This window comes from Fructobacillus fructosus KCTC 3544, assembly GCF_001438695.1.
Taxonomy (GTDB): domain Bacteria; phylum Bacillota; class Bacilli; order Lactobacillales; family Lactobacillaceae; genus Fructobacillus; species Fructobacillus fructosus.
The window spans coordinates 62,496-86,872 of sequence record NZ_JQBH01000004.1 but is presented as its reverse complement, the minus strand read 5'-3'; the positions used below and the strand labels follow the sequence as shown (position 1 = coordinate 86,872).

Annotated in this window: 26 protein-coding genes and 2 riboswitches; of the genes, 24 read left to right on the top strand and 2 right to left on the bottom strand. The window is 44.6% G+C overall.

Annotated elements, in window-relative coordinates; genetic code table 11:
* The 12 genes from IV71_RS02830 to IV71_RS02775 all read left to right on the top strand — a co-directional run bounded on the left by IV71_RS02830 (position 1) and on the right by IV71_RS02775 (position 10,089).
* Positions 1-357 (top strand): hypothetical protein, encoded by a 357-nt coding sequence (locus tag IV71_RS02830; RefSeq protein WP_010690902.1) that lies wholly within the window; start codon positions 1-3, stop codon positions 355-357.
* On the top strand, positions 302-1,129 hold the full coding sequence (locus tag IV71_RS02825; protein WP_338066603.1) for a segregation and condensation protein A: 828 nt from the start codon (positions 302-304) through the stop codon (positions 1,127-1,129). The genes IV71_RS02830 and IV71_RS02825 overlap by 56 nt, the downstream gene beginning before the upstream one ends.
* Positions 1,107-1,730 carry an SMC-Scp complex subunit ScpB gene (gene scpB, locus IV71_RS02820; RefSeq protein ID WP_010690900.1) on the top strand — a complete coding sequence of 208 codons (624 nt, stop codon included), beginning with the start codon at positions 1,107-1,109 and terminating at the stop codon, positions 1,728-1,730. Before IV71_RS02825 ends, scpB begins: the two co-directional genes overlap by 23 nt.
* A gap of 33 nt (positions 1,731-1,763) precedes the next feature.
* Positions 1,764-2,513, top strand: coding sequence for a pseudouridine synthase (locus tag IV71_RS02815; RefSeq protein ID WP_010690899.1), 750 nt, complete (start codon positions 1,764-1,766; stop codon positions 2,511-2,513).
* Between the two features lie 109 nt (positions 2,514-2,622).
* Positions 2,623-2,756, top strand: a riboswitch (FMN riboswitch).
* An 80-nt stretch (positions 2,757-2,836) separates the two neighbouring features.
* Positions 2,837-3,424 (top strand): ECF transporter S component, encoded by a 588-nt coding sequence (locus tag IV71_RS02810; RefSeq protein WP_010690898.1) that lies wholly within the window; start codon positions 2,837-2,839, stop codon positions 3,422-3,424.
* Between the two features lie 71 nt (positions 3,425-3,495).
* Entirely contained in the window at positions 3,496-4,023 is a 528-nt protein-coding gene (locus tag IV71_RS02805) for a LysM peptidoglycan-binding domain-containing protein (RefSeq protein ID WP_010690897.1), read from the top strand.
* Between the two features lie 19 nt (positions 4,024-4,042).
* Positions 4,043-4,723, top strand: a complete 681-nt coding sequence (cmk, locus tag IV71_RS02800; RefSeq protein WP_010690896.1) for a (d)CMP kinase — start codon at positions 4,043-4,045, stop codon at positions 4,721-4,723.
* Between the two features lie 187 nt (positions 4,724-4,910).
* Positions 4,911-6,101 (top strand): 30S ribosomal protein S1, encoded by a 1,191-nt coding sequence (rpsA, locus tag IV71_RS02795; protein WP_056995005.1) that lies wholly within the window; start codon positions 4,911-4,913, stop codon positions 6,099-6,101.
* Between the two features lie 58 nt (positions 6,102-6,159).
* Entirely contained in the window at positions 6,160-7,470 is a 1,311-nt protein-coding gene (gene der, locus IV71_RS02790) for a ribosome biogenesis GTPase Der (RefSeq protein ID WP_010690892.1), read from the top strand.
* 181 nt (positions 7,471-7,651) lie between these two features.
* A complete protein-coding gene (locus IV71_RS02785) occupies positions 7,652-7,927 on the top strand; it encodes an HU family DNA-binding protein (RefSeq protein WP_010690891.1) in 276 nt (91 codons plus the stop codon).
* A 149-nt stretch (positions 7,928-8,076) separates the two neighbouring features.
* Positions 8,077-9,420: an FAD-dependent oxidoreductase gene (locus IV71_RS02780; RefSeq protein WP_010690889.1), complete on the top strand. Its 1,344-nt coding sequence runs from the start codon at positions 8,077-8,079 to the stop codon at positions 9,418-9,420.
* A 147-nt stretch (positions 9,421-9,567) separates the two neighbouring features.
* Entirely contained in the window at positions 9,568-10,089 is a 522-nt protein-coding gene (locus IV71_RS02775) for an HdeD family acid-resistance protein (RefSeq protein WP_010690887.1), read from the top strand.
* Positions 10,090-10,144: 55 nt separating this feature from the next.
* On the opposite strand, the gene IV71_RS02770 is transcribed toward IV71_RS02775, so the two are convergent.
* Positions 10,145-11,014: a LysR family transcriptional regulator gene (locus tag IV71_RS02770; RefSeq protein ID WP_010690886.1), complete on the bottom strand. Its 870-nt coding sequence runs from the start codon at positions 11,012-11,014 to the stop codon at positions 10,145-10,147.
* 115 nt (positions 11,015-11,129) lie between these two features.
* On the opposite strand from IV71_RS02770, the gene IV71_RS02765 reads away from it, so the two are divergent.
* The 4 genes from IV71_RS02765 (at position 11,130) to IV71_RS02750 (ending at position 16,524) form a co-directional block, all read left to right on the top strand.
* Entirely contained in the window at positions 11,130-12,470 is a 1,341-nt protein-coding gene (locus tag IV71_RS02765; RefSeq protein WP_010690883.1) for an amino acid permease, read from the top strand.
* Positions 12,471-12,569: 99 nt separating this feature from the next.
* A complete protein-coding gene (locus tag IV71_RS02760) occupies positions 12,570-13,340 on the top strand; it encodes a pyrroline-5-carboxylate reductase family protein (protein ID WP_010690882.1) in 771 nt (256 codons plus the stop codon).
* Between the two features lie 315 nt (positions 13,341-13,655).
* Positions 13,656-15,002: an MFS transporter gene (locus IV71_RS02755; RefSeq protein ID WP_056995004.1), complete on the top strand. Its 1,347-nt coding sequence runs from the start codon at positions 13,656-13,658 to the stop codon at positions 15,000-15,002.
* A 178-nt stretch (positions 15,003-15,180) separates the two neighbouring features.
* Positions 15,181-16,524, top strand: coding sequence for an MFS transporter (locus IV71_RS02750; protein ID WP_010690879.1), 1,344 nt, complete (start codon positions 15,181-15,183; stop codon positions 16,522-16,524).
* Positions 16,525-16,560: 36 nt separating this feature from the next.
* Here IV71_RS02750 and IV71_RS02745 read toward each other — a convergent pair whose 3' ends face one another.
* Positions 16,561-16,998: a MarR family winged helix-turn-helix transcriptional regulator gene (locus IV71_RS02745; RefSeq protein WP_010690874.1), complete on the bottom strand. Its 438-nt coding sequence runs from the start codon at positions 16,996-16,998 to the stop codon at positions 16,561-16,563.
* A gap of 142 nt (positions 16,999-17,140) precedes the next feature.
* A riboswitch (TPP riboswitch) is annotated at positions 17,141-17,229 on the top strand.
* Positions 17,230-17,320: 91 nt separating this feature from the next.
* Between IV71_RS02745 and IV71_RS02740 the strand changes: the two genes are divergently transcribed.
* The 8 genes from IV71_RS02740 to IV71_RS02705 all read left to right on the top strand — a co-directional run bounded on the left by IV71_RS02740 (position 17,321) and on the right by IV71_RS02705 (position 24,365).
* Complete coding sequence (locus tag IV71_RS02740) at positions 17,321-17,887, top strand: ECF transporter S component (RefSeq protein ID WP_010690873.1); 567 nt, start codon at positions 17,321-17,323, stop codon at positions 17,885-17,887.
* Positions 17,888-17,897: 10 nt separating this feature from the next.
* Entirely contained in the window at positions 17,898-19,292 is a 1,395-nt protein-coding gene (locus tag IV71_RS02735; RefSeq protein WP_010690872.1) for an ATP-binding cassette domain-containing protein, read from the top strand.
* Positions 19,289-19,957, top strand: a complete 669-nt coding sequence (locus IV71_RS02730; RefSeq protein ID WP_010690871.1) for an energy-coupling factor transporter transmembrane component T family protein — start codon at positions 19,289-19,291, stop codon at positions 19,955-19,957. The genes IV71_RS02735 and IV71_RS02730 overlap by 4 nt, the downstream gene beginning before the upstream one ends.
* 76 nt (positions 19,958-20,033) lie before the next feature.
* Complete coding sequence (locus tag IV71_RS02725) at positions 20,034-20,681, top strand: TenA family protein (RefSeq protein ID WP_010690869.1); 648 nt, start codon at positions 20,034-20,036, stop codon at positions 20,679-20,681.
* Entirely contained in the window at positions 20,678-22,135 is a 1,458-nt protein-coding gene (thiD, locus tag IV71_RS08510; RefSeq protein ID WP_010690868.1) for a bifunctional hydroxymethylpyrimidine kinase/phosphomethylpyrimidine kinase, read from the top strand. The genes IV71_RS02725 and thiD overlap by 4 nt, the downstream gene beginning before the upstream one ends.
* A 12-nt stretch (positions 22,136-22,147) precedes the next feature.
* The gene (gene thiM, locus IV71_RS02715) at positions 22,148-22,939 is read left to right on the top strand and encodes a hydroxyethylthiazole kinase (protein WP_010690867.1); all 792 of its coding nucleotides are present in this window, start codon (positions 22,148-22,150) and stop codon (positions 22,937-22,939) included.
* 71 nt (positions 22,940-23,010) lie between these two features.
* The gene (locus IV71_RS02710) at positions 23,011-23,403 is read left to right on the top strand and encodes a tautomerase family protein (protein ID WP_010690866.1); all 393 of its coding nucleotides are present in this window, start codon (positions 23,011-23,013) and stop codon (positions 23,401-23,403) included.
* 104 nt (positions 23,404-23,507) lie between these two features.
* Entirely contained in the window at positions 23,508-24,365 is an 858-nt protein-coding gene (locus IV71_RS02705; RefSeq protein ID WP_010690865.1) for an alpha/beta hydrolase, read from the top strand.
* Positions 24,366-24,377: the final 12 nt, after the last annotated feature.

Here is a 24,377-nt window from a genome sequence, read left to right as displayed (position 1 = left end):
ATGTTAATACAACCGAGAGCAGACGATGAAAAGACCATCATGGGCCTTTTTTCTTTGGTACCTGATTTAAAGGATGTCAATCATCTCAACGCAGCCATGAAAGCTTATAAAAAAGAAAACTACTTTTTGTATTTTTTCCAAGATGAGCCTCATGACCCAATTACTGGCTTACTTGGCTATGAATTGTATCAAAAGCAAGTGATCTTAGTTCGTCGTGTGATTGTGACTCCTGGTTCGCCTAAAAAGGCAACGCAGGCACAAATGCTCACTGACTTGCAAGAACGTTATCCAGAAAGGACCCTTGTTGGGACTTTTGATACGCAAACGGCCATCGATAAATGGAGAAAGCACTATTAATCCGGTCAATCTGACAATCAAAATTACCGACTTTGAAGGGCCGCTCGACCTACTGCTGCATTTGATCAAAAAACATGAAATGGACATTTTGGCGCTGCCCATTGCCCAAGTGACGGAGCAGTACCTGTCTTTTATTAAGGATCAGCAAGCCATGCAATTGGACGTGGCGGCTGAGTACCTTGTGATGGCAGCCAAGTTGATCCGCTTGAAGTCAAATGACCTGCTCCCGCAGCCAGAAATTGAGGATGAGCAGTTAGAAGACGATGGTGAATTAGATCCTAAGCAGGAGTTGATTAATCGTTTGCTCGTTTATCAGCGTTATCAGCAAGCAGCGACTTTTTTCGATGAACGGCAAGAGGTGGGGATGAAGTCCTTTGGACGTCCTGCCATGGTTGAAGATGAGGACCAGATGGACAGTCGCCAACTCACCTTGGCACCGGGCCTTTCATTGGTTGATTTGCAGTTGGCTTTTGACAATGTCATTGCCAGGCAAAAGGACTTGGTCCCTCGAAAACGGCAGGTTCGCTCTGAATCGTTCACGATTGGGGATGGCATTCGTACCATCAAAGAAAAGTTAGTGGCGATTCCAAAGAATGAATCGCTCACCTTTACCGCTCTTTTTGATGGGCTATACGATGCTGAGCGGTTAGTAATGACTTTTTTAGGTTTGTTAGAACTGTCCAAAGAAAAGCAACTGACTATCTGGCAAGCTGACTTACGAGACGAAATTTTAATTAAAGCGGTGGAACATGAACGCGATTTCGCAAATTGAAGCCCTGCTCTTTGTGGCAGGGGAGGACGGCCTTTCGGCTGCCGAACTAGCTAAGTTAACTGATTATGATAAGGGCGCTATTCCAGGCTTGGTTGACGAACTTTGGCAAAAATTAAATGACAACGAGGGGTCACTGACCATTCGATCAGCCGATGGTCGTTATGTTTTGGTGACCAAACCGGCTTTTGGAAAAGTCGTTTCGGCGTACTTTGATTTGCCTGTTAACAGTAAGTTGACGCAACCACAGTTGGAAACGTTAGTGATTATTGCCTACCAGCAACCCATTACCCGTGTGGAAATTGACCAAATTCGTGGCGTGCGGTCAGCTGGTACTATCCAGAAATTACAGTTACATCAATTAATCGAGGCGGTCGGCCGTAAGGAAGAAATTGGTCGACCAATTTTATACGGAACAACGGCTGATTTCTTGGACTACTTTGGTTTAGGTTCATTGGGTGATTTGCCCGAACTTCCCGATATACATGATGTGATTTTGTCTGATGAACAACGAGATGAACTCGCGCTCTTTGATGATATCGATGAAAATGGTGATAAATTAGCTGATGAAAAAGAGTCTGAGCAGAGCCGTGAGTCAGACTAGGCGTTCGGTTTCGAACAGACGAGAGGAAGAAATATGCTTGAAAAAGAAGAACGTTTGCAAAAAGTGATTGCTCAGGCAGGGATTGCTTCGAGACGAGCAGCGGAAAAAATTATTTTAGAAGGACGTGTGGCTGTCAACGGTCAGCAAGTGACCAAGCTTGGAACGAAGGTTCGTCATGGCGATGAAGTGAAGGTAGACGGTGTCCCATTGGATGGTTCAGAGAAAAAAGTCTATTATTTATTGAACAAACCCCGTGGTGTTGTGACAACTGCTTCGGATGACAAGGGGCGACAGACAGTCGTTGATCTGTTAACGGATGTTGATGCCCGGGTCTATCCCGTTGGTCGGTTAGATTACGATACAACGGGTGTCTTGATCATGACAAACGACGGCGACCTGGCCAACCAGTTGATGCACCCTAAGGGCAAGGTTGACAAGGTTTATACGGCTAAGGTAAAAGGGTTAGCGAACATGGCCGACTTGGCTCCGCTTAAGCGTGGAATCATGCTGAACGGTCGCAAAACGGCTCCAGCTCGCGTGGCGATTGAAAAAGTCGATCAGGATCGAAAGGTTTCGTTTATTACCATTACCATTCATGAGGGGCGTAATCACCAAGTGAAGGATATGCTCCAAAAGGTGGGGTATCCAGTTGAGAAGTTGCGTCGTGACCGCTACGCCTTTTTGGATTTAATGGGCTTACAAGCTGGGGATTACCGTGATTTAAGTCACGATGAAGTGAAGCGACTAAAGTCCGGGGACTACCGTTACATGCGTCGGAAGTAGTTAATCGGTTCTTATTTGATGAAAAAAGGATGCTAGTTAGCGTCCTTTTTTCATTGATTTTGTCTTGCACTTTTGCAAAGGTATGCTAGACTATTATTTGTTCAACTAAATAGAACTTCGGGGTCGGGTGCAAGTCCCAACCGGCGGTGATGCAGTTATACTGATAAGCCCGTGACCTGCTTTTGCAGTTGATTTGGTGAGAATCCAGAGCCGACCGTACAGTCGGGTATAAAGAAGTTTAAAGACAGTCTTTTTTGGCTGGCCTTTATTTTGCCCCGCGTGAGATCAAGGCCATTTTTTTATGGCTAAAAAAGGAGTATAAAATGAACAATCACGCGACAAAACGGTTAACGATTCTCTCGGTCTTAACGGCGATCTCTTTTGCCTTGACCATTTTCCCCAAGGTGGCAATTCTGCCGGCTGCTTCGTTTTTGAAAATTGACTTTTCAATTGTGCCGGCCTTTCTCGCCTTAACTTGGTATGGGATTGGCTCAGCAACTTTGCTACTGATTGTCAGGACTTTGCTGAAAGTCATTATTTTTAATGAGGGTGTTAATACTTATATTGGTATGCCAATGAATTTCTTGGTGGCTTGGGCCTTCCTATTTGCCTATGTCATTGTGCTGGCATTGCCCGTCATCAAGGAACAACGCCCAGTTGTTAAGCAAAGTCTTGCCCTACTAGTGGCCATTGTGTTCATGACGTTGATTGCCATTGTGGCTAACATCGTTTGGGGGATTCCACTGTATTCCTCAATGGCCCACTTCGATATTGCAAAGTTTATCGGTATTCCACAGTACCTGTGGGGAATGGTGCTTCCCTTTAATTTGATCGAGGGACTGGTTTGGGCAGTCGCTAGTTTAGCGGTTGTAAAGGCCTTGTCACCTTTTAAGAAAACGTTTCAACCTTAAGAAAAGGTTATCAATTTCCTTTGAAAATTCGTGTTAGACTAAAAGCACGAATGAAATTGGAGGGATAGCCAATGAATAACGATGGCGCAACGGTTCTATCACGTAAGAACCGCTTTGATGAACCCAAAAAAGAAAAGAAGCCAACAGGAAATAAGAATCATGGAGGACTGTTAGTTTTTCTAGTTTTTCTTTCACTTTTCCTTTTGGCCTCTGCACCAGTCTATGGTATGGTTAAGAACCAGCCAAAGTTAGCGAAGTCAACGACTAGTTCAACAAAGAAAACCGATAAGCAAAACGCTAAGAGCCAGTCTGCCACTAGCCAAGATAATGACCAAGCAGATAGTCAGAGTGCTGTTTCATCGGCTGAATCCTCATCGAGTTCAGCTGCCGAATCATCGTCTGCAGCCGCTGCCTCTTCACAAAGCCAAGAAGCTGCCGCTTCTGCTAATGCCAATACGGCGGTCTTGGGTACGGGCCAAACGCTTTACAACTTTGCCATTACCCATAACACTTCACCGGCTAACATTGTAGCGTTGAACCCTGGTGTGACGACGACGAACTATTCACAGTATGCCGGACAGTCCTTGCGAATTAAGTAATTGAAAGCAGTAAATAATCATGACAAAACCCGCTTTTTTTCAAGTTGCCATTGATGGGCCAGCCTCGGCTGGTAAGTCAACGATTGCCAAAATACTTGCCCAGAATCTCCACTTTGTTTATGTGGATACCGGTGCCATGTATCGAGCAGTCACCGTGGCTGCTAAAAAGGCGGGTCTTTCTTATGAAGACGAGGCAGGTATTACCGCTTTGTTGCCTAAAATTACCATTGAATTCAGGCCCGGAACCCCTGTTCAACGCGTTTTCTTGAATGGACAAGAGGTGACCAATGAAATTCGCTCAACGGAAACCACCAATAACGTTTCGCTCGTTTCTTCCTACGCTGCTGTTCGAAAAGACATGGTGGATAAGCAACGTGAAATGACGGAAAAAAATCCAGTCATTATGGATGGCCGTGATATCGGAACGACGGTTTTACCCAATGCTCAAGTTAAGATTTTCCTCGTGGCCTCTGTTGATGAACGAGCCGAGCGACGCTATAAAGAAAATAAGCAAAAGGGAATGGCAGTTGACTTGAAGACGTTGAAAGAGGAAATTGAAGCACGTGATTATAAGGATTCACACCGTGCCATTTCACCGTTAACGAAGGCTGATGATGCGATTGTTGTTGATACAACTGGTATTGGCATTGATCAAGTTGTTGCTAAAATTAAAACGATTATCGAGGAGCACCAGAGTTGATCTGGTGCTTTTTTATTTGGCAATAGTAGTTGAACCTGCTAGAATAGTAGTAATAAGTGTGTTTGAGGGGAATTGGCTGGAGTCTAAAAAAGGACTTCGAATAATTTTTTCTATTTTTACTAGGAAAAGTTAGCAAGCTCTGATAAAATACCCTTATAAGTGTAAATGTAGGAGGACGTTTGACGTCATGAGTGATACAAACAGCGAATTACTAGCAGCTCTGGAAAGTGCTGATCAAATTAAGGTGGGCGATGTCGTAACTGGTGAAGTTTTGGCCATCGACAACGATAACCAAGCAGTTATCGGCTTGCATACCGGTGAAGAAGGAGTTGTGCCAGCGCGTGAGTACTCTGACGATCGTAGCGTCAACTTGGCCGACGACTTGAAGGTTGGCGACACAATCGAAACGGTTGTCGTTTCAAACGTTACGTCAGACAAGGAAGGGGTTGCTTACCTCTTGTCAAAGAAGCGCTTGGAAGCCCGTAAGGCTTGGGAAAAGCTTTCATTTGGCGAAGGTGACGTTGTTGACGCCACAGTATTGAACGCCGTTCGCGGTGGTTTGATTGTTGATGTTGCTGGAATCCGTGGATTCGTGCCTGCATCAATGGTTGCAGAACGTTTTGTGTCTGACTTGAACCAATTCAAGGGACAAGACATCAAGGCAGAAGTAATCGAAATCGATCCAGCCAAGGCTCGTTTGATTTTGTCACGTAAGGCCGTTGCTGCACAAGAACGTGCTGAAAAGTTGCAAGAAGCCTTCTCACGTTTGACGGTTGGTGAAGTGGTTGAAGGAACAGTTGCTCGTTTGACTGACTTTGGTGCTTTCGTTGACTTGGGCGGCGTGGATGGTTTGGTTCACGTTTCAGAAATCTCACACGACCGTGTGAAGAACCCAGCTGACGTTTTGTCAAAGGGTGAAAAGGTTAATGTTAAGATTTTGGCCTTGGACACTGAACGTGGCCGTATCTCATTGTCAATTAAGGCAACACAACCAGGACCATGGGATGAAGTTGCTGAAAAGGCACCTGCTGGTACTGTTCTTGAAGGAACGGTTAAGCGTGTTAAGGACTTCGGTGCATTCGTTGAAATCTTCCCAGGTATCGAAGGTTTGGTTCACGTTTCACAAATTTCACACAAGCGTGTTGAAAACCCAGCTGACGTTTTGAAGTCAGGTGACAAGGTGAAGGTTCAGGTCTTGGACGTTAAGCCACAAGAAGAACGTATCTCATTGTCAATGAAGGCTTTGGAAGAAAAGCCTGCTAACAAGCGTGAAGATAACGAAGATTCACACGGTGCTTCACGTGCCGATGTTGCTGCTTACCAACAAGAAGACGAAGGCGCCGCTACTTTGGGCGACATCTTTGGCGACAAGTTGTAAGATGACATAAAAAGGCTGGCTTGCCAGTCTTTTTTTATTGAAAAGAAAGGAGCAGATTATGGCAGCACCAGTTGTAGCTGTTGTCGGCCGACCAAACGTCGGTAAGTCAACGCTCTTTAACCGTATTGTCGGGGAACGAATGGCCATTGTTGAAGATAAGCCAGGGGTAACCCGTGACCGTCTGTACGCTCGCGCAGAATGGTTGAACTACGACTTTCGTGTAATTGACACCGGGGGACTAGAGATGGGGAATGCCCCGTTTCTAACGGAGATTCGTGGTCAAGTTGAAGTGGCCATTGATGAAGCGGACGTCATTGTGATGGTCGTTTCTGGACGGGAAGGATTAACAGCGGATGATCAAGCCGTTGCTAACTTGCTATACGGAGCGGATAAGCCCGTGGTATTGGCCGTTAACAAGGTAGATAATCCTGAAATGCGTTCAGATATTTATGACTTTTATTCCTTGGGATTAGGCGATCCTTATCCTGTCTCTGGTTCCCACGGAATTGGATTAGGGGACGTGCTAGATCAGGTTGTTAAAAACTTTCCTGATGAAGCAGCGGTTCAGGATGATGAAGCTGTTCGCTTCTCCATTATTGGACGGCCAAACGTTGGAAAATCATCGATTGTTAACGCTATCCTTGGCGAAGACCGGATGATTGTTTCCAATATCGAGGGAACGACCCGTGACGCCATTGATACCCGTTTCATGACCCCAGAGGGTGATGAATTCGTTATGGTTGACACGGCTGGTATTCGTAAGCGTGGAAAAGTGTACGAAAATACTGAAAAGTACTCCGTAATGCGTGCGATGAAAGCGATTGACGATTCTGAAGTTGTCTTGATGGTTTTGGATGCAGAAACGGGTATTCGCGATCAAGACACGCACGTGGCTGGCTATGCCCATGATGCTGGTAAAGCCATTGTGATTGTCGTCAATAAGTGGGATGCAATTGAAAAAGACACACATACCATGCAAGATTTTGAAAACATGATTCGAGATCGATTCAAGTTTTTGGACTATGCACCGATTGTCTTTGTTTCCGCTAAAACTAAGCAACGGTTGGATCGATTGCCTGATTTGATTTTGTCAGTTAACGATAACCATAATAAGCGGATTTCTTCTTCGATGTTGAATGATGTTTTGATGGATGCCTTAGCAACGAATCCGGCACCAACGGACAACGGACGACGCTTACGTGTGTACTATGCTACGCAAGTTGCCGTGGCGCCACCAACCATCGTGGTCTTTGTTAACGATGTGGAATTAATGCATTTTTCATATCAACGTTTCTTGGAAAACCAAATCCGCTCGGCATTTGACTTTTCAGGTACGCCAATTAAGTTAATTATTCGGCAACGAAAGTAAAATCGACCGAAAAGCCTGTTAAATTAACGTTTCAAGTGTTAAATTTATGGGTTTATGCTACACATTTTAATTTAGTTGTGCTAAGCTTGTCATATGGAAGTTGCTACGGTAGCGTTCCCAGCTCGCGGACGATTGTCACGCCGTTGAGTATTCTAAATTAAGTATTTCAAGGAGATTAGGAATGGCAAACAAGCAAGAATTGATCGATTCAGTCGCAATGAAGACTGGTTTAACTAAGAAGGATGCAGACAAGGCTGTTGCCGCTGTCTTGTCATCAATCGAAGACGCTTTGAAGAAGGGCGAAAAGGTTCAATTGATTGGCTTCGGTAACTTCGAAGTTCGTGAACGTGCAGCCCGTAAGGGACGCAACCCACAAACAAAGGAAGAAATCCAAATTCCTGCATCAAAGGTTCCTGCATTCAAGCCTGGTAAGGCATTGAAGGAAGCTGTTAAGTAAAAAATTCTTTTTTCTGAGTACCCATTCCGGGTGCTCTTTTTTTATGCAAAGTTATCTTTGTGAATGCTAGTGAAAACATTGACAAAGTGTTTTCAAATTGTATAATTAATTTAACAAATGTAAAGAATGTAATTCCAAAGGAGTTCGTTATGAAAGTTGCTGTTATTGGTGCCACGCACGCTGGTGTATTTTCTGCTAAGCAGATTAAAGCAGAGCATCCTGATGCTCAGATTGATGTTTTTGAGAAGAATCACACTGTTTCTTTCTTGTCATGTGGCATTGCTCTTTGGATTGGTGACCACGTTTCATCACCAGACAAGATGTTTTACGAATCACCAGAATCACTAACTGCTCAAGGCATTACGATGCACATGGGGACGGAAGTTACGAAGGCTGACTTGGCTGCAAAGCACTTGGTCTACAAGGACTTGGATTCCGGTAAGGAACAGGCTGCTGATTACGATAAAATCGTGATTACAACTGGTTCAAAAGCAATCAAGCCAAATCTACCAGGTATCCATTCTGACAAAGTCTTTGATTCTAAAAACTGGGATAACGCCAACGCTTTGAAGAAGGTGACACCAGGTATTAAGTCCGCAATCATTATCGGGGCTGGTTACATTGGGGCTGAATTGGCCGAACAGCTGTCTGTTAACGATAAGGACGTGACGTTGATTGATGGTTTGGATCGTGTATTGGCTAAGAACACATCTTCTGAATTTTCAAACGTCTTTGAATCAGCTTATCAAGAGCACGGTGTGCAGTTGGCTTTGAACCAGATGGTTGAATCGTTTGAAGAAACGGCCAACGGGATTAAGGTAAACACGAACAAGGGTTCATATGAAGCTGATATCGCCATCCTAGGGATTGGTTTCTTGCCAAATACGACTTTGTTCAAGGGACAGGTCGATATGTTGGGCAACGGGGCGATTGAAACGAACGAATACATGGAAACTTCGGTTCCAGGTGTATTCGCCGCTGGTGACGCTGCAACGGTCTTTTACAACCCAACTGGCAAGTATGACTACATTCCATTGGCAACCAATGCCGTTCGTCAAGGTGTTCTAGTTGGAAAGAACATCGAAAAGAACACGGTGGCTTATCAGGGTACACAAGCAACGTCAGCTGTGGAATTGTATGACTTGGCCTATGCCGCTACTGGGTTGACAGCAGAAGCTGCTGAAAAGAAGGGGCTGCAGGCTGATTCGGTTACAATTGAAGAGGACTACCGTCCGGACTTTATGTTGACAACAACCAAGGTGAAGGCTTCCTTGACTTGGGAAAAGGGGACTCGCCGGATTATTGGTGCCGCCTTCCTTTCTGAACACGACATTTCACAGGCAGCGAACGTTGTTTCATTAGCCATTGAGAATAAGATGACGATTGATCAATTAGCAATGACGGATTTCTTCTTCCAACCAAACTTTGATCAACCAATTAACTATGTATCATCCGTTGCTATGGCAGCAGCTGCTAAAGCATCTGAAAACTAATGTTGAACACTCCCTTTTAGGGACTGTTTTTATTTCTTTTCTAAAGAAGGTTAACAATTTCGACTTTTCGTTCTACAATGAGGGGGTAAAGAAAAAGAATAAGCAGACGAAGTAGTGACTACTTCGAAAGGATTGAGAGGAAGTACCATGCAAAACTATAAGGGTCAACGGAACTGGTGGACAATTGGAGTAGGTGTTCTTTTCATTGTCATGGCGATTGCCATCTATGCGCAACCTCTGTCAACGTTGGTTTCGTTGTCATATCTATTTGGAATTCTGGCTTTAATTCACGCGGCCGTTGTTGGTTATGAAGTCTGGTCAGACCGTAAAATGGCACAGTCAAGTTCAGGCTGGTGGTTAGCCACAGTGATTTTGGATGTTGTCATTGCCGTGCTCTTTATCGGACACGTGGGCGTTGGTGTTTCAGTAATTGGTATCTTCTTTGCTATTTGGTTCATTTGGGATGCCATTTTTGAAATCTACATGGCCCGTGCCGTTCGCGATTTGAGTCGCGGTATGGCTTTTTGGACAACCGTTCTTGGTTGCCTGTCAGTCTTCTTTGGTTTCTTGATGTTGTTTTCACCAGTATTGGCAGCATCAGTGATGGTTTGGTTAATTGCCTTTTACCTTTTCTTCTTTGGTGTACTGACAATTGCCCGTTCACTTTAAAGAAAAAACATACATGTTAAAACGAAAAGAGGAAAGCGCTCGCTTTCCTCTTTTTTTATGCTTGAATATAAGATAAAATTTCTTTCTTCATTCCTTGGACCAGTGGGTCTTCACTGGCGGAATGGTTGGTGATGAGTTCAAGATGGCGGAAGTAGGGGGTTTCGAAAGGGAAAGATTGAACAGCGCCTGAAAGACGTGTTAAGGCCAAATCTGGCAGAATGCCCCAGCCCAATCCTGCTTCTACCATTGCGAGAATGGACTGGTCATCAATGGAATAATTGATGGCCTGAGGTTTCACATCGAGTTCGTCCAGAGCGACTTTTGTATCGGAATCATAATCGGCCCGCTGGAGAATAAAATGTTGATTTTGGAGATCGTCTTTTGAAATGGACTCGCCGTTTTTGGGTATAAAGTCGTTCTCGGTAATGCACTTGATTTCATCATCAATGAGCGGACAGCTATCCAACCGCTCATCAACAGGATAGGCAGAAAAACCGATATCAATTCGCCCGAGGTTAACTCCCTGTTCAATTTCTTTGAAGGAGCCTTGAAAAATGGTAATGGCGACTTCTGGATGCTTTTCCTTAAAACGGTGGATGATAGTGGGGAGCCAGGCAATACAAACCGATGAAATAGCCCCAATCCGAATGGTGCCGCCAGCTAGACCGGAGATCTTAGCAGCACGGGTATGGATTTGACGATCCTCGTTCAGTAACCGTTCCACCATCGGGAGTAGTTCTTTGCCGGATTGGGAAAGGGTCATTTCCGAACGATTGCGAATGAGTAGGGTAATACCCAGTTCGCGCTCCATGTTAGCAAGGGCGTGGGAAACGGCTGAAGGGGTGATGTTGAGGGCTTGAGCTGTCTTTTTAAAAGAACCAGTTTCTGCCACGGAGGCAAAGATTTGGTAGGTAAAAGTTTTCATGGCTGTCGGAATATCCTTTGATGAATGTTTTTCACTTTTGATTGAAAAGGTTTAGTTTTACTTGTTTATGAAGATAGTATAAACTACTAAAGAGGAAATACAAAGGAGTATTTGAATGTCAGAAGAACAACAGGGTTTTGCCCGGACCTTATCCCACCGACACGTGGCCATGATTGCCCTCGGTGGAACCATTGGAACAGGTCTTTTCTTAGGGGCCGGTTCATCAATTTCAAAAGCCGGACCAGCCATCTTATTAATCTATATCGTGACGGGACTCTTTGTTTTTGCCATGATGCGCGCATTGGGTGAACTGCTCATTTCGGATGATTCAAAGCCAGTTTTTATTGACTTTATGACGCAGTACTTGGGGAAGAAAGCCGGTTTTGTACTCGGCTGGACCTACTGGATTGGTTGGATTGTCATCGCCATGACGGAATTGACGGCCATTGGGACCTACATGCATTTTTGGTTTCCAAATATGGCGACTTGGCCATGGGAATTGGCCTTTCTAATCGTTCTTTACCTCGTTAACATCATTGCGGTTCGTGCTTTCGGTGAAGCAGAATTTTGGTTTTCAATGATTAAAATCATTGCGATTTTGGCCATGATTGCGACCGGCTTAATTTTGGCCCTTGGTCAAATTAAGACTCCAATGGGGAAGACAGAATTTTCGACGCTGTGGTCACACGGTCTGGTTGCCAACCACGGGAAGACATTGCTCGCTGCTTTCCAAATGGCCTTTTTCTCCTTCTTAGGGGTTGAATTTGTGGGTGTTACAGCAGCCGAAACGAAGGATCCGCTCCAAACAATTCCGAAGGCCATTAATTCGATCGTCTTTCGAATTTTGGTCTTCTACATCGGTGCCTTGTCAGCCATCATGATTATTCAGCCTTGGACGAACTACCAAGCTGGTGAATCACCATTCGTTCAAGTTTTCTCTGGAATTGGTGTTCAATCTGCTGCGGCTTTGATCAATTTCGTTGTCTTGACAGCGGCAGCATCCGCCATTAATTCGGCTTTCTTTACAACGGGACGAATGCTTTATTCACTTGCTGGACCGAAGTCGCGCTTTGGTCAGCTAGATCATAATCATATTCCACGAGCGGCCATCAACTTGTCAACGTTGATTGTCGGACTGTCAGTGGTAGTGAACTACTTCTTCCCAACGGATGCCTTTAACTTGATTTCATCAACTGCTTCCGCTACATTCTTGGTTATTTACATGGCTTTGATGGTGACACACTTGGTCTACAAGAAGAAGCAAAAGAAAGGCGCCATTGAAAAAGTCAAGGGCTTCAAATTACCATTTGCTCCATGGTCGAACTATTTGACCATTCTCTTTTTAGCTCTGATTTTTATCTTAATGCTGCTTTCGAGCGGTACGATGTTTACCACTATTTTGGCAATTGTTTGGTTACTCATGATGACCATCGTTGCCTTTGTTAAAAAAATATAAGTTACAAAAGTCCTGGGAAAAACCTAGGACTTTTTTAGTTGAAGTATCTTGGAAATCTTATGCTAAAATGGTGAAAGAAATGGAAACGGAGGTCAGGAAATGAAAATTGGTATTGTGGGATTAGGGCACATGGGAACGGCAATTGCCAAAGGTTTGGTAAGACAGGAAAGCTTACCCAACCTTACGGTTTGCGCCCTGTCTTCCAATTTGAAAAAGGCTAAAGAACTGTCGATTACTGGCTTTGAGGAGCCCCGTGACTTTTTAGCTGATAACCTCGATTTATTGATTCTAACGGTTCCCGCTAAAGTGACGGTAGCCGTTCTTGAGCAGCTAAAGGCAGCCGGCCTTCGTCATGATACGATCATTCTGTCGGCAGCTGCTGGTGTTTCTCATGCAGATTTGGCGGCTGTGATGAATAAGAGCGCAATTTTTCCGTTTATTCCAAATATTCCGGTTGCCGTCAATGCTGGTACCATTGCGCTGTCAGTGACAGATGACGTCTTAGAAGGGCAGCTTGCCACGGTGTCGATGGTCCTTGAAAGTCTTGGTGATGTCTTACGGGTACGTGAGGACCAGTTAGGGATTGCGGGTGTTGTCGGCGGTTGTGCGCCGGCCTTTATTGATGTCATGATGGATGCGATGGAAGATGCTGCGGTTGCGAAAGGGTTAGACCGAAAAACAGCGGCCGAGGTGATTGCCTCAGTTGTTCGTGGGACAGCCAGCTTGGCTCAGCAATCGCCATTATCCGCCGCTGATTTAAAGGGACAAATTACTTCACCTGGAGGCACGACGATTCAGGGTGTTTTGGCGTTGGACGAGCATGGCTTCCGTCATGCAGTTCAGGCGGCTATTTTAGCCGCAGATCGCTGATTAAATGAATCAATTGATGCTGTCTTGTCACTACGTGAACTTGAATCGAAAAAGAGTAAAAAGCACTTGAAAATTCAAGTGCTTTTTTGTTTAGTTGTTAATTAAAACACGCTGTCGAGTGAGAAAAGAAACATTTTATTTTAAAATGTATAATATTTAAAGTTGAATTTTAAAATATTTGACAAATTCGACTGAATTCTATAGAATAAACGCAGTTAGAAAACGTGTAAGCGTTTTCATTTAATGCGCTAAGAGGTCAAATTCACTAACAATCGGATTACATGCCTCTTGATTTATAGAAAGCAGGTTCGCAATATGTTTGCAACGAATGGGGTTAAAAAAGTACCTAACCAGAAGGCGGAATATCACCGCCGTCAAATTGGTGTGCTTTTAGCAACATCTTTTTCATACATTGGTTATTACGTGATTCGTTTGGTTTTCACAACCGAACAGGTTCGAATCATGAAGGTATACGGTTTTGATATTGGTCAAGTAGGGCTGATTCTGTCGACTTTTGGCGTTGGTTATGGCATTGCTAAAATTTTCATGGGCGCTTTAGTCGATCGATTAAACGCTCGGTGGTTCTTAGCGACTGGGCTTTACCTTTCAGCTTTTTTTAACTTGTTAATTGGCTTTACCAAGGATTTCAAGATCATTTTGCTATTAATGCTACTGATTGCGGTGACGCAATCAATGGGGGCACCCGCTTGTCAACGACAGATCTCCCTTTGGTTTTCCAAAAAGAAGCGCGGTACGACTTTTTCAATTTGGGCTTCGGCTCATAACGCCGGTGCTTTCTTCTGTGTTGCCTCAATCCAATTAGCAACCTTTCTGTTTGCCGGTTCGCTAACGATGGTGTTTGTGGTTGCTTCGGCTTTTTCTGCTCTGATTGCGACACTGATGCTCTTGATTAATACGGACACTCCGGAAAGTGTGGGATTACCAGACATCGGGACTTATTCAGGTTATGTTGAGGTCGATGCAAAGGGAAGGGCCTGTACTGAAAAGAAAACAGAGTTGTCCATTCGTCAGGTTTTCCTCCACAGTATCCTTTTAAACCGTGTTGTCTGGTTGGTGACGCTAACGTCGATGTCGATTTACATTGTTCGTTACGGCATTTTATCTTGGATTCCATCCTATCTACCAACAAAGGGCTTTTCAGTTACCTGGGCAAAATGGTTTGTTGGCATTTTTGAAGTTTCTGCAGTACCCGGTGTGATTGCGCTGGGCGCGTTATCTGACTACCTTGATGGCCGGCGAGCAATGATTTGTTTGGTATCCGTACTCGCCATGTTAGGCTGTTTAGTCATGTATTTTACAACCAGTAATCGTGTCCTTTTAATTGCCGTTCTTTTCTTATTAGGCACACTTATCTACACACCTTTGTCGTTAGTGGGTTTGATGGTTAATGAAGCCGTTCCGAACTATGCCCTGGGACTATCAACTGGGTTTATGGGCTTTTTCCAATATATCTTTGGTGAAACAATCGCAACGGCATTGATTGGCCTTCTGGTAAAGTCATTTGGATGGCAGATGGGAGCTAACGTTATTTATTTAGCCGGATTGATTGCGCTGATTCTTTTGCTTCGTTTGGTTGTTGAGGAACGGCATTTACGGTTAATTGAAAAAACGACCAATCAACAACTTGCGAGGAAAAAATAACCGACATTGTGATGAGGGTAATTTCTAATTGTAAATGCTTACATTGTTTATATATAGGCGTTTTAGTTAGAGGATTTAGTTGACAGTTTCCTTCTTTTTGTCTAGAATAAAAGGTGGCAATTCGAAATGAAAGGTTTCTAGTGGTTGCTAATCCATTTATTTAGAGATGAGGGTAAGGATGTTTTCTTTCAAGAGTAAAGGAGCGAATCGCTCACTTTCGCCAGATCAGGTTAAAACTGAATATAAGCGCCGTCAATTAGGTGTCTTACTGGCAACGTCGTTTTCATATATTGGGTACTACATCATTCGTTTGGTATTTACAACCGAACAAGTGTCCATTATGAAGAATTATGGTTTTGACATTGGTCAGGTAGGGCTAATCTTATCGACCTTTGGTGTTGGGTACGGTATCTCAAAAATCTTCATGGGAGCGCTGGTTGACCGGCTAAATGCACGTTGGTTCTTGGCCGCTGGGTTATACCTATCTGCCTTCTTTAACTTATTGATTGGCTTTACGCAATCATTCCCGGTCATTTTGGTATTGATGACGTTGATTGCCATTACGCAAGCAATGGGGGCTCCAGCCTGTCAACGCCAAATTTCTATTTGGTTTTCCAAGAAAAGTCGTGGGACGGCTTATTCCATTTGGTCTTCTGCCCATAACGCCGGTGCCTTTTTCTGTGTCCTATCAATTGAAATGGCGACTTTCCTATTTGCTGGTTCGTTAACGGCCGTCTTTATTGTCGCATCTGTGATTTCAGCTGTTTTAGCGACGTTGATGCTTTTGATTAACACGGATAAGCCTGAAAGCGTGGCCTTGCCAGATATTGGGACTTATTCTGGCTATGTTGAAGTGGACGCAAACGGTGAAAAAGCAACAAAAGATACAGCTTCTGTGCCATTTATGCAGACTTTTGTTCATAGTATTTTGTTGAATAAAGTCGTTTGGCTGGTGACGTTGGCTTCCATGTCCTTTTACATCGTGCGGTATGGGGTCATGTCGTGGATTCCTTCTTACTTACCAACGAAGGGCTTTTCCGTTACATGGGCAAAGTGGTTTGTTGGAATTTTTGAAGTTTCCGCGGTTCCCGGTGTGATTGCACTTGGTGCACTATCTGACTTTTTCAACGGACGGCGTGCCTTAATCTGTTTGATTTCAGCGCTTGGATTGCTAGGCAGCTTAGTTTTGTACTTTACGACTGCTAACCAAGCCGTTTTGGTGGTTGTTCTCTTCTTAATGGGAACGTTGATTTATACACCAATAACCCTTGTTGGTTTGATGATTAATGAAGCGGTGCCTAACTATGCTGTGGGGTTGTCAGCCGGATTCATGGGCTTCTTCCAGTACATTTTTGGTGAAACAATTGCTACGGCATTGATTGGGTCTTTGGTTCGTCAACACGGTTGGTCCATGGCGTCGAACGTCATCTATGGAGCGGCTATCTTTGCAATTGTACTTTTGATTTTCTTGGTTTTCCAAGAACGTAGGGTACGAGCACTCGAAGCGTCGGTTAATCAATAAAAATAAAAAGGCTGAGCGAAAGGCTCAGCTTTTTTACTACAATCGATTTTTAACGTCCTGCATTAATGACCGACGATTGGGGTTTTGGTCTTTCCAATAGTCTTTTTCAAAGTCATGGAGAATTTGGAGAGCTTCTGCCAGTCGTTTTTGACCGTTTTGATTAATCGAGAGGGCTTTTGTTCGCAACTTCTTTTTACCAGGAAAACGATCAAGATAATCTGCCCGAGCTAATTTAGTAATGATGGCAGAGGCCGTCATGGGATCAATGTTGGCAGCCTTGGCAACCATAACCTGCGTCACTTCTTCTTCGTGATTATTGAGGTCCTGCAGGGCGGCTAATACCTGGACCTGTGGATGGGTGAGTCCGATGCGACGGAGTTGTCTTTTAATTTGACGAAACCAGTCCGTATAGAGGGCGAAGAAGACCTGAGAATTGGAGTTTTGAAATGATTGTAATTCATCGTTGAATGTCATTTTAGTAGCACCTTTAAAAGAATAAGTATGCTTATAATATAATGCTTTCCCTTTGACTTTTCAAGCAGTTATGAAAAAATATTTCGTTGGAAAACTTGTTAACGTGGTGGCTTCTTGGTATATTAAGTCTGTATTTAATTGCATACAAGAACTGGGGTACCTTTTTGGTTGAGATAAGACCCATTGAACCTGTTGGTTAATACCAGCGTAGGGAGTTCGCACAAGCTTTTTTGAGATCACTCGTGCTGGATTCCGTCCAGACGAGTGATTTTTTTATTGCATTGCGTTGTCAATGGTTCCCCTGATAAAAAAGGAGGAAAGCATGAAAAATACACAGTGGAAATTACGGGATGCCATCTTATTGGCTTTGATTGGGATTATTTTCTCGGTCATTTACTTTTTGATGGATCCGATGTATCAAATTATCTCCGGCGCATTAACAACCGTCGGCTTACAGGCCTTTGCTGGGGAACTAACCATCGGGGTTTGGATGATGGCTGGTCCCTTGGCGGCCTATGTTTTGAAAAAGCCGGGAACGGCTTTGTTAGCTGAAATGATTGGGGCGGCCGGAGAAATGTTCCTCGGTGGTTACTGGGGTGTTGCGACTTTGCTTGCTGGGTTGATCCAGGGAGCGGGTTCTGAACTTGGTTTCACCTTAACGGCCTATAAGAACTGGAAGCTTGGTCTCTGGTTGTCAACGCTGACGGGAACGGTTGTGACCTTTGGCTGGCAGTATCTTCAGTCAGGTTTCGGTAACTACCACTTCGGAATGCTGCTTTTGCTCTTTGCTGTTCGCTACCTCTCCATCTTCTTCTTTGCAGGTGTTTTGGTGAACTGGATTGAGAAGTTGTTGGATCGTTCAAAGTTTTTGTGTACGGATAACGATTAAGGGGAGAATGATGACCCTAAAAGTTTCGGATGTTTGTTTTACTTACCGTAAAGAAACGCTTTTTTCAGACTTTTCGATTGAAATGGCTAGTGGGGACTTTATTTTATTGATGGGTCCGTCTGGCTGCGGTAAGTCTACGTTGTTAAAAACGATGGCCGGACTGTACCCCCAGTATGGGGGTAAAATTACTGGTCAAGTCACCATCGATGGACAGGCGTTGACCGACATTCCGGCCAATAAGCGGGCCAGTTTGGTCGGACTATTGTTTCAAAACCCACGCGAGCAATTTGCGATGCCAACGGTTGAAGAAGAGTTTATCTTTACCATGGAAAACCTGCAGCTGGCTCCTGATACGATGTCCAACAAGATTGATCGGGTACTGACTAAAGTAGGCCTGACTGGTTTTCGCAAACGATTGTTAAGTGAGTTATCAGGTGGTGAGCTTCAAAAAGTCGCGTTAGCGGAGGTCCTTTTAACAGGAGCAAAATACCTCCTGTTGGACGAGCCTTTTGCCGCCATTGATCCACAGGCAAGGGTGGAGCTTCAACAGCTACTGAAATCTTTGGCTAACGAAGGCTATGCCATCTTTGTTTCTGATCATGACGATCATGGTTATTTGGATAAAATGACGGCTTTCTATCAATATCAAAAACAGCATTTTACCGAAGTTGCTCAGGCAGATTGGCCAAAGAAAGTGGCCAGTCAAGTTGTTGCCGTCCAAAAGGAAACACTGGGTCGACCAATTTTCCAGCTAAAACAACTGGTATTGGAAAATGATCAGCGCTTGCTCATTGAACAGGCACAGTTAGAAATGAAGTCCGGCGAATGCACGTTAATTACTGGACCCAATGGTTCTGGTAAGTCTTCTTTCCTGAAGGCCTTAGCCCGACTCCAAAAGGCAGAGGGGCAATTAACTTACCTCGGCCAGGACTTTCACCGTTGGAAGAAAAAAGACTATTATCGGCAAGTGACCTTGGCTTTTCAAAGTGCACTTGACCAGTTTTTAGACATTACAGTATCTGAAGAGCTTCAACAGGTGCAAAAAAACACCTACCAAAAGAACTACTGGTCGACGGAAAGAATCGAAAGAAGCCTTCATGCACTCGGCTTAGCGGGACTAGGTAATCGATCGGTTTACACACTTTCCGGTGGGCAACAAAAAAAGCTCCAATTGCTTTTAATGCTCGTGATGGCTAGTCCCGTCTTGCTATTGGACGAACCCTTTGCTGGCTTAGACGAACAATCCGTTGGGGTCGTTTTGGCTCTCTTTAAAGAAGTGAGGCGAGACCTAGACGTGACGTTGGTCATTGTTTCGCACCAAATCGCTCCGTTAGCTCCGATTGTGAACCGGCACTTAGCGCTTGAACATGCGGAGTTCGTGGATAAAGAGGGGGTGGCCGTATGATGAATGCCAGTCAACGGTTATTCTTAGCCTTACTACTGTCACTGGAAATTGTGTTAACCAACTCGCTTTCTTTCAATGTGATTCTCTTGCTGTTCTTTAACGGCTTGATCTTGTACCAGGGTTTGCCATTGAAACGCTATTTGTATTGTTGGGCGGTTGGGTTTATTCCGGCCATTGGATCATTCTGGTCCTTTTACCTGTACGCGCAGGGTGATTTGAGTCATCGGTTGCACGTTGGGTTGGTCATGGGGTCCCGTGTCTTCCTGCTCATTTTTGTGGGCGCTTGGTTGCTCAATAAGACAAAAGAGGCGGTTTTACTTCAATCGCTTCAGCAAAACCTCCACTTATCGAATACCTTTATCTACGGATTGATTGCGGCATTGAACTTTATGCCACGATTCAAGCAAGCCTTCCAAAATATTCAAGCGGCCAGCCAAATGCGTGGTGTTAGCCTACATTGGTACCAGCCGACCCTGTATTTCAAGGCGCTCATTCAAGCCATTCAGTGGTCTGAATCGTTGGCAATGGCCATGACAGCCCACGGATTTCAAGAAGGTGCGGAGCGGTCTGTGTATCAGACTTATCCATACAAAAAAGTCGGGTTTGCCTGGTTAGCCTTGGTGCTCATATTGACCATTGGGCTACTTCGACTGCTACCGTATTAGCATATGAAAACATTAATTAATAGCAAGAAATACGCAAGTTCGCTTATTTAATTACACAAGAATATAGGAGAATGAGATGACTTTTATTGAACAGTTTAAGAAGATTATGCAGGACGCCATGCCGGCTTTTTTGGCCAATCCCTTTATCAAGGATTGTGAAGCAGGACGTATCGATGCCCGGGCACTCTATACCTATATCTATCAAGACAACATTTACTTGGATGTCTACTTGCCGCTCTTTTCAAAGGGCTTGGATAACTTTGGTATTGATTCAGAGTCCTTGCGCCAGTTTGAGGGTGACCAAGAAACCGAACCACACTTGATGTTGCAAAAGTTGGCGGATGAAAAGGATCCGGCTGCTAAGGCGACCATCACCAAGGAATGGCTCCCGGCAACGACCGGTTACCTGAAGCATATTCAGGATAGCCAAAAGGAAGGCGACTTTATCTTCCTGTGTTCACTGGCTGCCTGTCCCTATGTATACGGTTACTTAACAGAAAAGATGATTGAGAGTGGGCAGATTAAGAAGGGCAATCCGTTTTACCCTTGGTTTGACTTTTACAAAGGGACGGATGGTCAATTAACGGTTGACTTCATGAAGGTCTTGGAAGAAGAAGCTGACAAAGTCGATGAGGAAATGCAATCGCGGGGATTAACCGCCTTTTACCAAGCCGTTCAGTTTGAAAACGATTTCTTCGAACAATCATTGGAGAAAGAGGGATGAGGGAAGCACAACAATACCCAACTGCTCTGACCATCGCCGGCTCGGACTCTGGTGGTGGTGCTGGCATGCAGGCTGATATTAAGACAATGCAACACTTTTCCGTTTTTTCGACCAACGTGGTGGTTGGTTTGACGGCACAAAACACATTGGGGGTCCAAGGGGCTTATCCAACGGATCCAGCGGCCATTGCCGCCCAGTTTGAGTCGGTGATGACTGACTTTGATATCAGAGCAGCTAAAACCGGTGCCCTTTTTGACGGTGTCCGTGTGTCCGAGGTCGCCAGGAACGTGGAACGTTTTCACATTAAGCAACTAGTCATTGATCCGGTAATGGTGGCCAAGGGTGGTGCACCGTTATTGGACAAAGAAGGGGTGGCAGCCATGAAAAGAGAACTGCTGCCAAAAGCGTTACTTGTGACGCCGAACATCCCCGAAGCCGAATTATTGGCCGGTTTGACAATTCAAACAGAAGCTGACATGGCAGAGGCAGCCCACCGGATTCAAGAACTTGGGGTTCCCAATGTCTTGGTGAAGGGGGGACACCTCGAAGGTGATGAAGTGTTGAACTATGCTTTGTTGGGCGATGATTCCTTCGTTTTGAAGGGAAAGAAAGTCCACACTGCTCGAAAGCATGGAACCGGTGATACCCTATCGGCAGCCATCACGGCTATGTTGGCACGGGGAATTAGCCTTAAGCAAGCCATCCTGATTGGTAATGACTACATGAACCATATTGTTGCCCAGCCACTTTTCATTGGGCATGGACATGGACCACTTAACCAAGCACTTTGGCCAAATCCCAATCAACGCTTTAACAATACGAACGAGCTGGACTTTTCCTGTCAACTCGTGGTTGGGTTGGAAAACGTTGGTGGGGACCGTGCCAAACTTTTTTCCCTAGTTAAGGAAGCCTGTTTAGCCGGTGTGACGGTTGTTCAGTACCGGGAAAAAGGAACGGTTCGACCAAGCTTTTTAGAAGAACTTGCCGTGGCTAAAGTCTTGAAAGAAATCTGTCAAGAAACTAAAACACTGCTCTTCATCGACGATAATGTCGATTTAGCGATTGCCGCTGATGCGGATGGTGTCCACGTTGGTCAGGATGACGCGAGCGTCCAGTCCATTGTGAAAAAAGCGCCAGAATTGCTAATCGGGCTCTCCATTTCTACAATGGCCGAATTAGAAGCCAGCCAAGCGGCGATGCCGGACTTGGCCTATATTGGCGTTGGACCGGTTTTCAAAACGACAACTAAGAAGGATGCGAAGCCAATCATTGGCCTTGAAGGATTACGGGAAATTAAAGAAGCAGCAACGGTTCCGGTGGTTGCCATTGGAGGGATTAATGAAGAACGGGCTCAGGCCGTTTATCAACACGGAGCGGATGGCTTAGCGGTCATTTCTGCCATTACAAAAAGTACAAACATAGCAAAAACTGTCCAACGACTTTGCAAAGATTAGGAGAAGCAACGCATGACTCTTTTAGAACAAATGCACCGACAACCAGCGATGGTCATTATGAATGGTAACCACGTCACGGAGCAGTTGGTTGCTGACGTGATTTCATACTTAGGTGGTTCGCCATTGGTTGCCGAAGATTTTCGCGATGACGAAGTGCTGGTTCCCCTAGCTTCGGCTGTTGACTTAAACATGGGAACGGTGTCGGAGGAAAGCCACAAGCGGTTAATTCATCTTGGTCGCTTTGCCAATCAGAATCAAAAACCAGTCGTTTTTGACCCGGTTGGTGCCGGTGCTTCGAAATTACGGAAAGAACAAGCATTGGCCATTATGGAAGCCGTGTCTGTCAAAGTCGTTCGCGGAAACTTAAGTGAAATTGCTGCTCTCTTGTCTGGGGAGCAGTCCCGACTGGGAATCGACTCGACTAGTGAAGCCGATGCCGTCCAAACTGCTTTGGATTATGCTCGTTGCAGCAAGGCTTGGGTTGTGATTTCAGGAGCAGTCGATACGGTTAGTGATGGTCAACGCGTGTTCCAAATTGACAACGGACATCCGTACTTGGCTAAAAACGTGGGGATGGGGGATGCTTTGGATGGCATTTTAGCCCTCGGATTGGCACATGCAGCGACTTTCGAAGCGTTCGTTCGAGTTGCAGCTATTTTGCCGGTGGCCGCAGACTTGGCCATGAAGGAAGGAACGGTTGAGGGACCAGCCTCCTTCAAGACTTCCTTACTGGATCACCTCTATCAACTCAATGACGACGAACTAACAAAGACGGCTAAAATTCAAGAAGTTTCACTCGCTTAGCTGATTTCGTGCGTCAGTTTCCCAACTTTGTGTTAGTCTAGAACTAATTGAAAAGATAAGGGGAATCGCACATGCCATTAATGAAAATTGATATGGTTAAGAACCAATATAAGCCAGAAGAGATTAAGGAATTGATGCAACTATCGTTTGATGTTGCCAAGGAAACCCTTTCACTGCCAGACCGTGATCGTTTTCAAATTGTGACGCAGCACGAAGATTATGAACTGAACTTCCAAGACGTTGGTCTGGGTTACGAACGAACGGCCAAGGCATTGTTCTTTACCATCTTGTCAACGCCACGACCAATGCCAGCAAAGAAAGCCTTCACTAAAAAATTAGTGGCGACTTTGTCAGATAAGGCCGGGGTGCGTCCCGAAGACGTGATTATTACTTTTGCTACCAATCATGCGGAAGATTGGTCATTTGGTTTGGGAAAGAATCACTTCCTAAACGGCGAATTGTAAAAAGAGCTTCATAAAAGCAGGGTTAACCGAAAGGTTAACTCTCTTTTTATTATGAATGATAGTGATGAAGGCGTTACAATAAAAGGGTAAGGAGTAACTATTTTATGAAAAAAACGCATGGCATTATCGGCCTTTTAGTGATTATTTTGTTGGTCTTAATTGGCTACGCGGTCTTCCAATCACTGAATGCGCAACACAAAACGACGACAAATTCCTCAACTGCTTCTGGTAAAACCGCCACGGTTTTTTTCCATGGTTACGGTTCATCACGCAATGCTGAAAAGTCAATGGCCCAGTATTTGGTTGACCAGGGTTATTCGAATCGGCGCGTGAACGTGACGGTTAAGGACAATAATCAGGTTGAAATGGGTCGGCGCATTCAAAAAGAAGACAAAAACCCGCTCATTTTGGTTCAATTTGATAATAACAAGAACCAAGATTTCACCAAGACGGCCGCTTGGGTGCAGACCATCATGACTAACTTAAAGAAGCAAGGGATCGACCAAGTTAACGTGGTGGGGCACTCCATGGGGAACATGGCCATTGCCTACTATTTGATGGCAACGGCTGATGGTAAAAGTGATTCGTTGCCAGTAGTTAAGAAACAGGTTGACTTAGCCGGTACCTATAACGGTTTGATGTTAACGGAGCCTGAATCTGATTCACCCCTGAAAGACGATGGACAACCGGTTAATCAGTCTGCGTACTACAAACGTTTATTACCACTGCGTGAGTATTATCAAAAGCACCAGGTTCAGGTACTGAACATTTACGGTAATTCACAGGGTTCTGGTAATAACGATACGACGGTTTATAATAATTCGTCTAAGTCCTTAAAGTACTTGGTTCAAAGTCCTTCGACTTATGAGGAAAAACTGATTACCGGTGCGGATGGACAGCATTCTAAGTTGCATGAAAACAAGGAAGTTGATGCGGCTATGCTGGCGTTCTTAAAGAAATAAAGAAAAAAGACG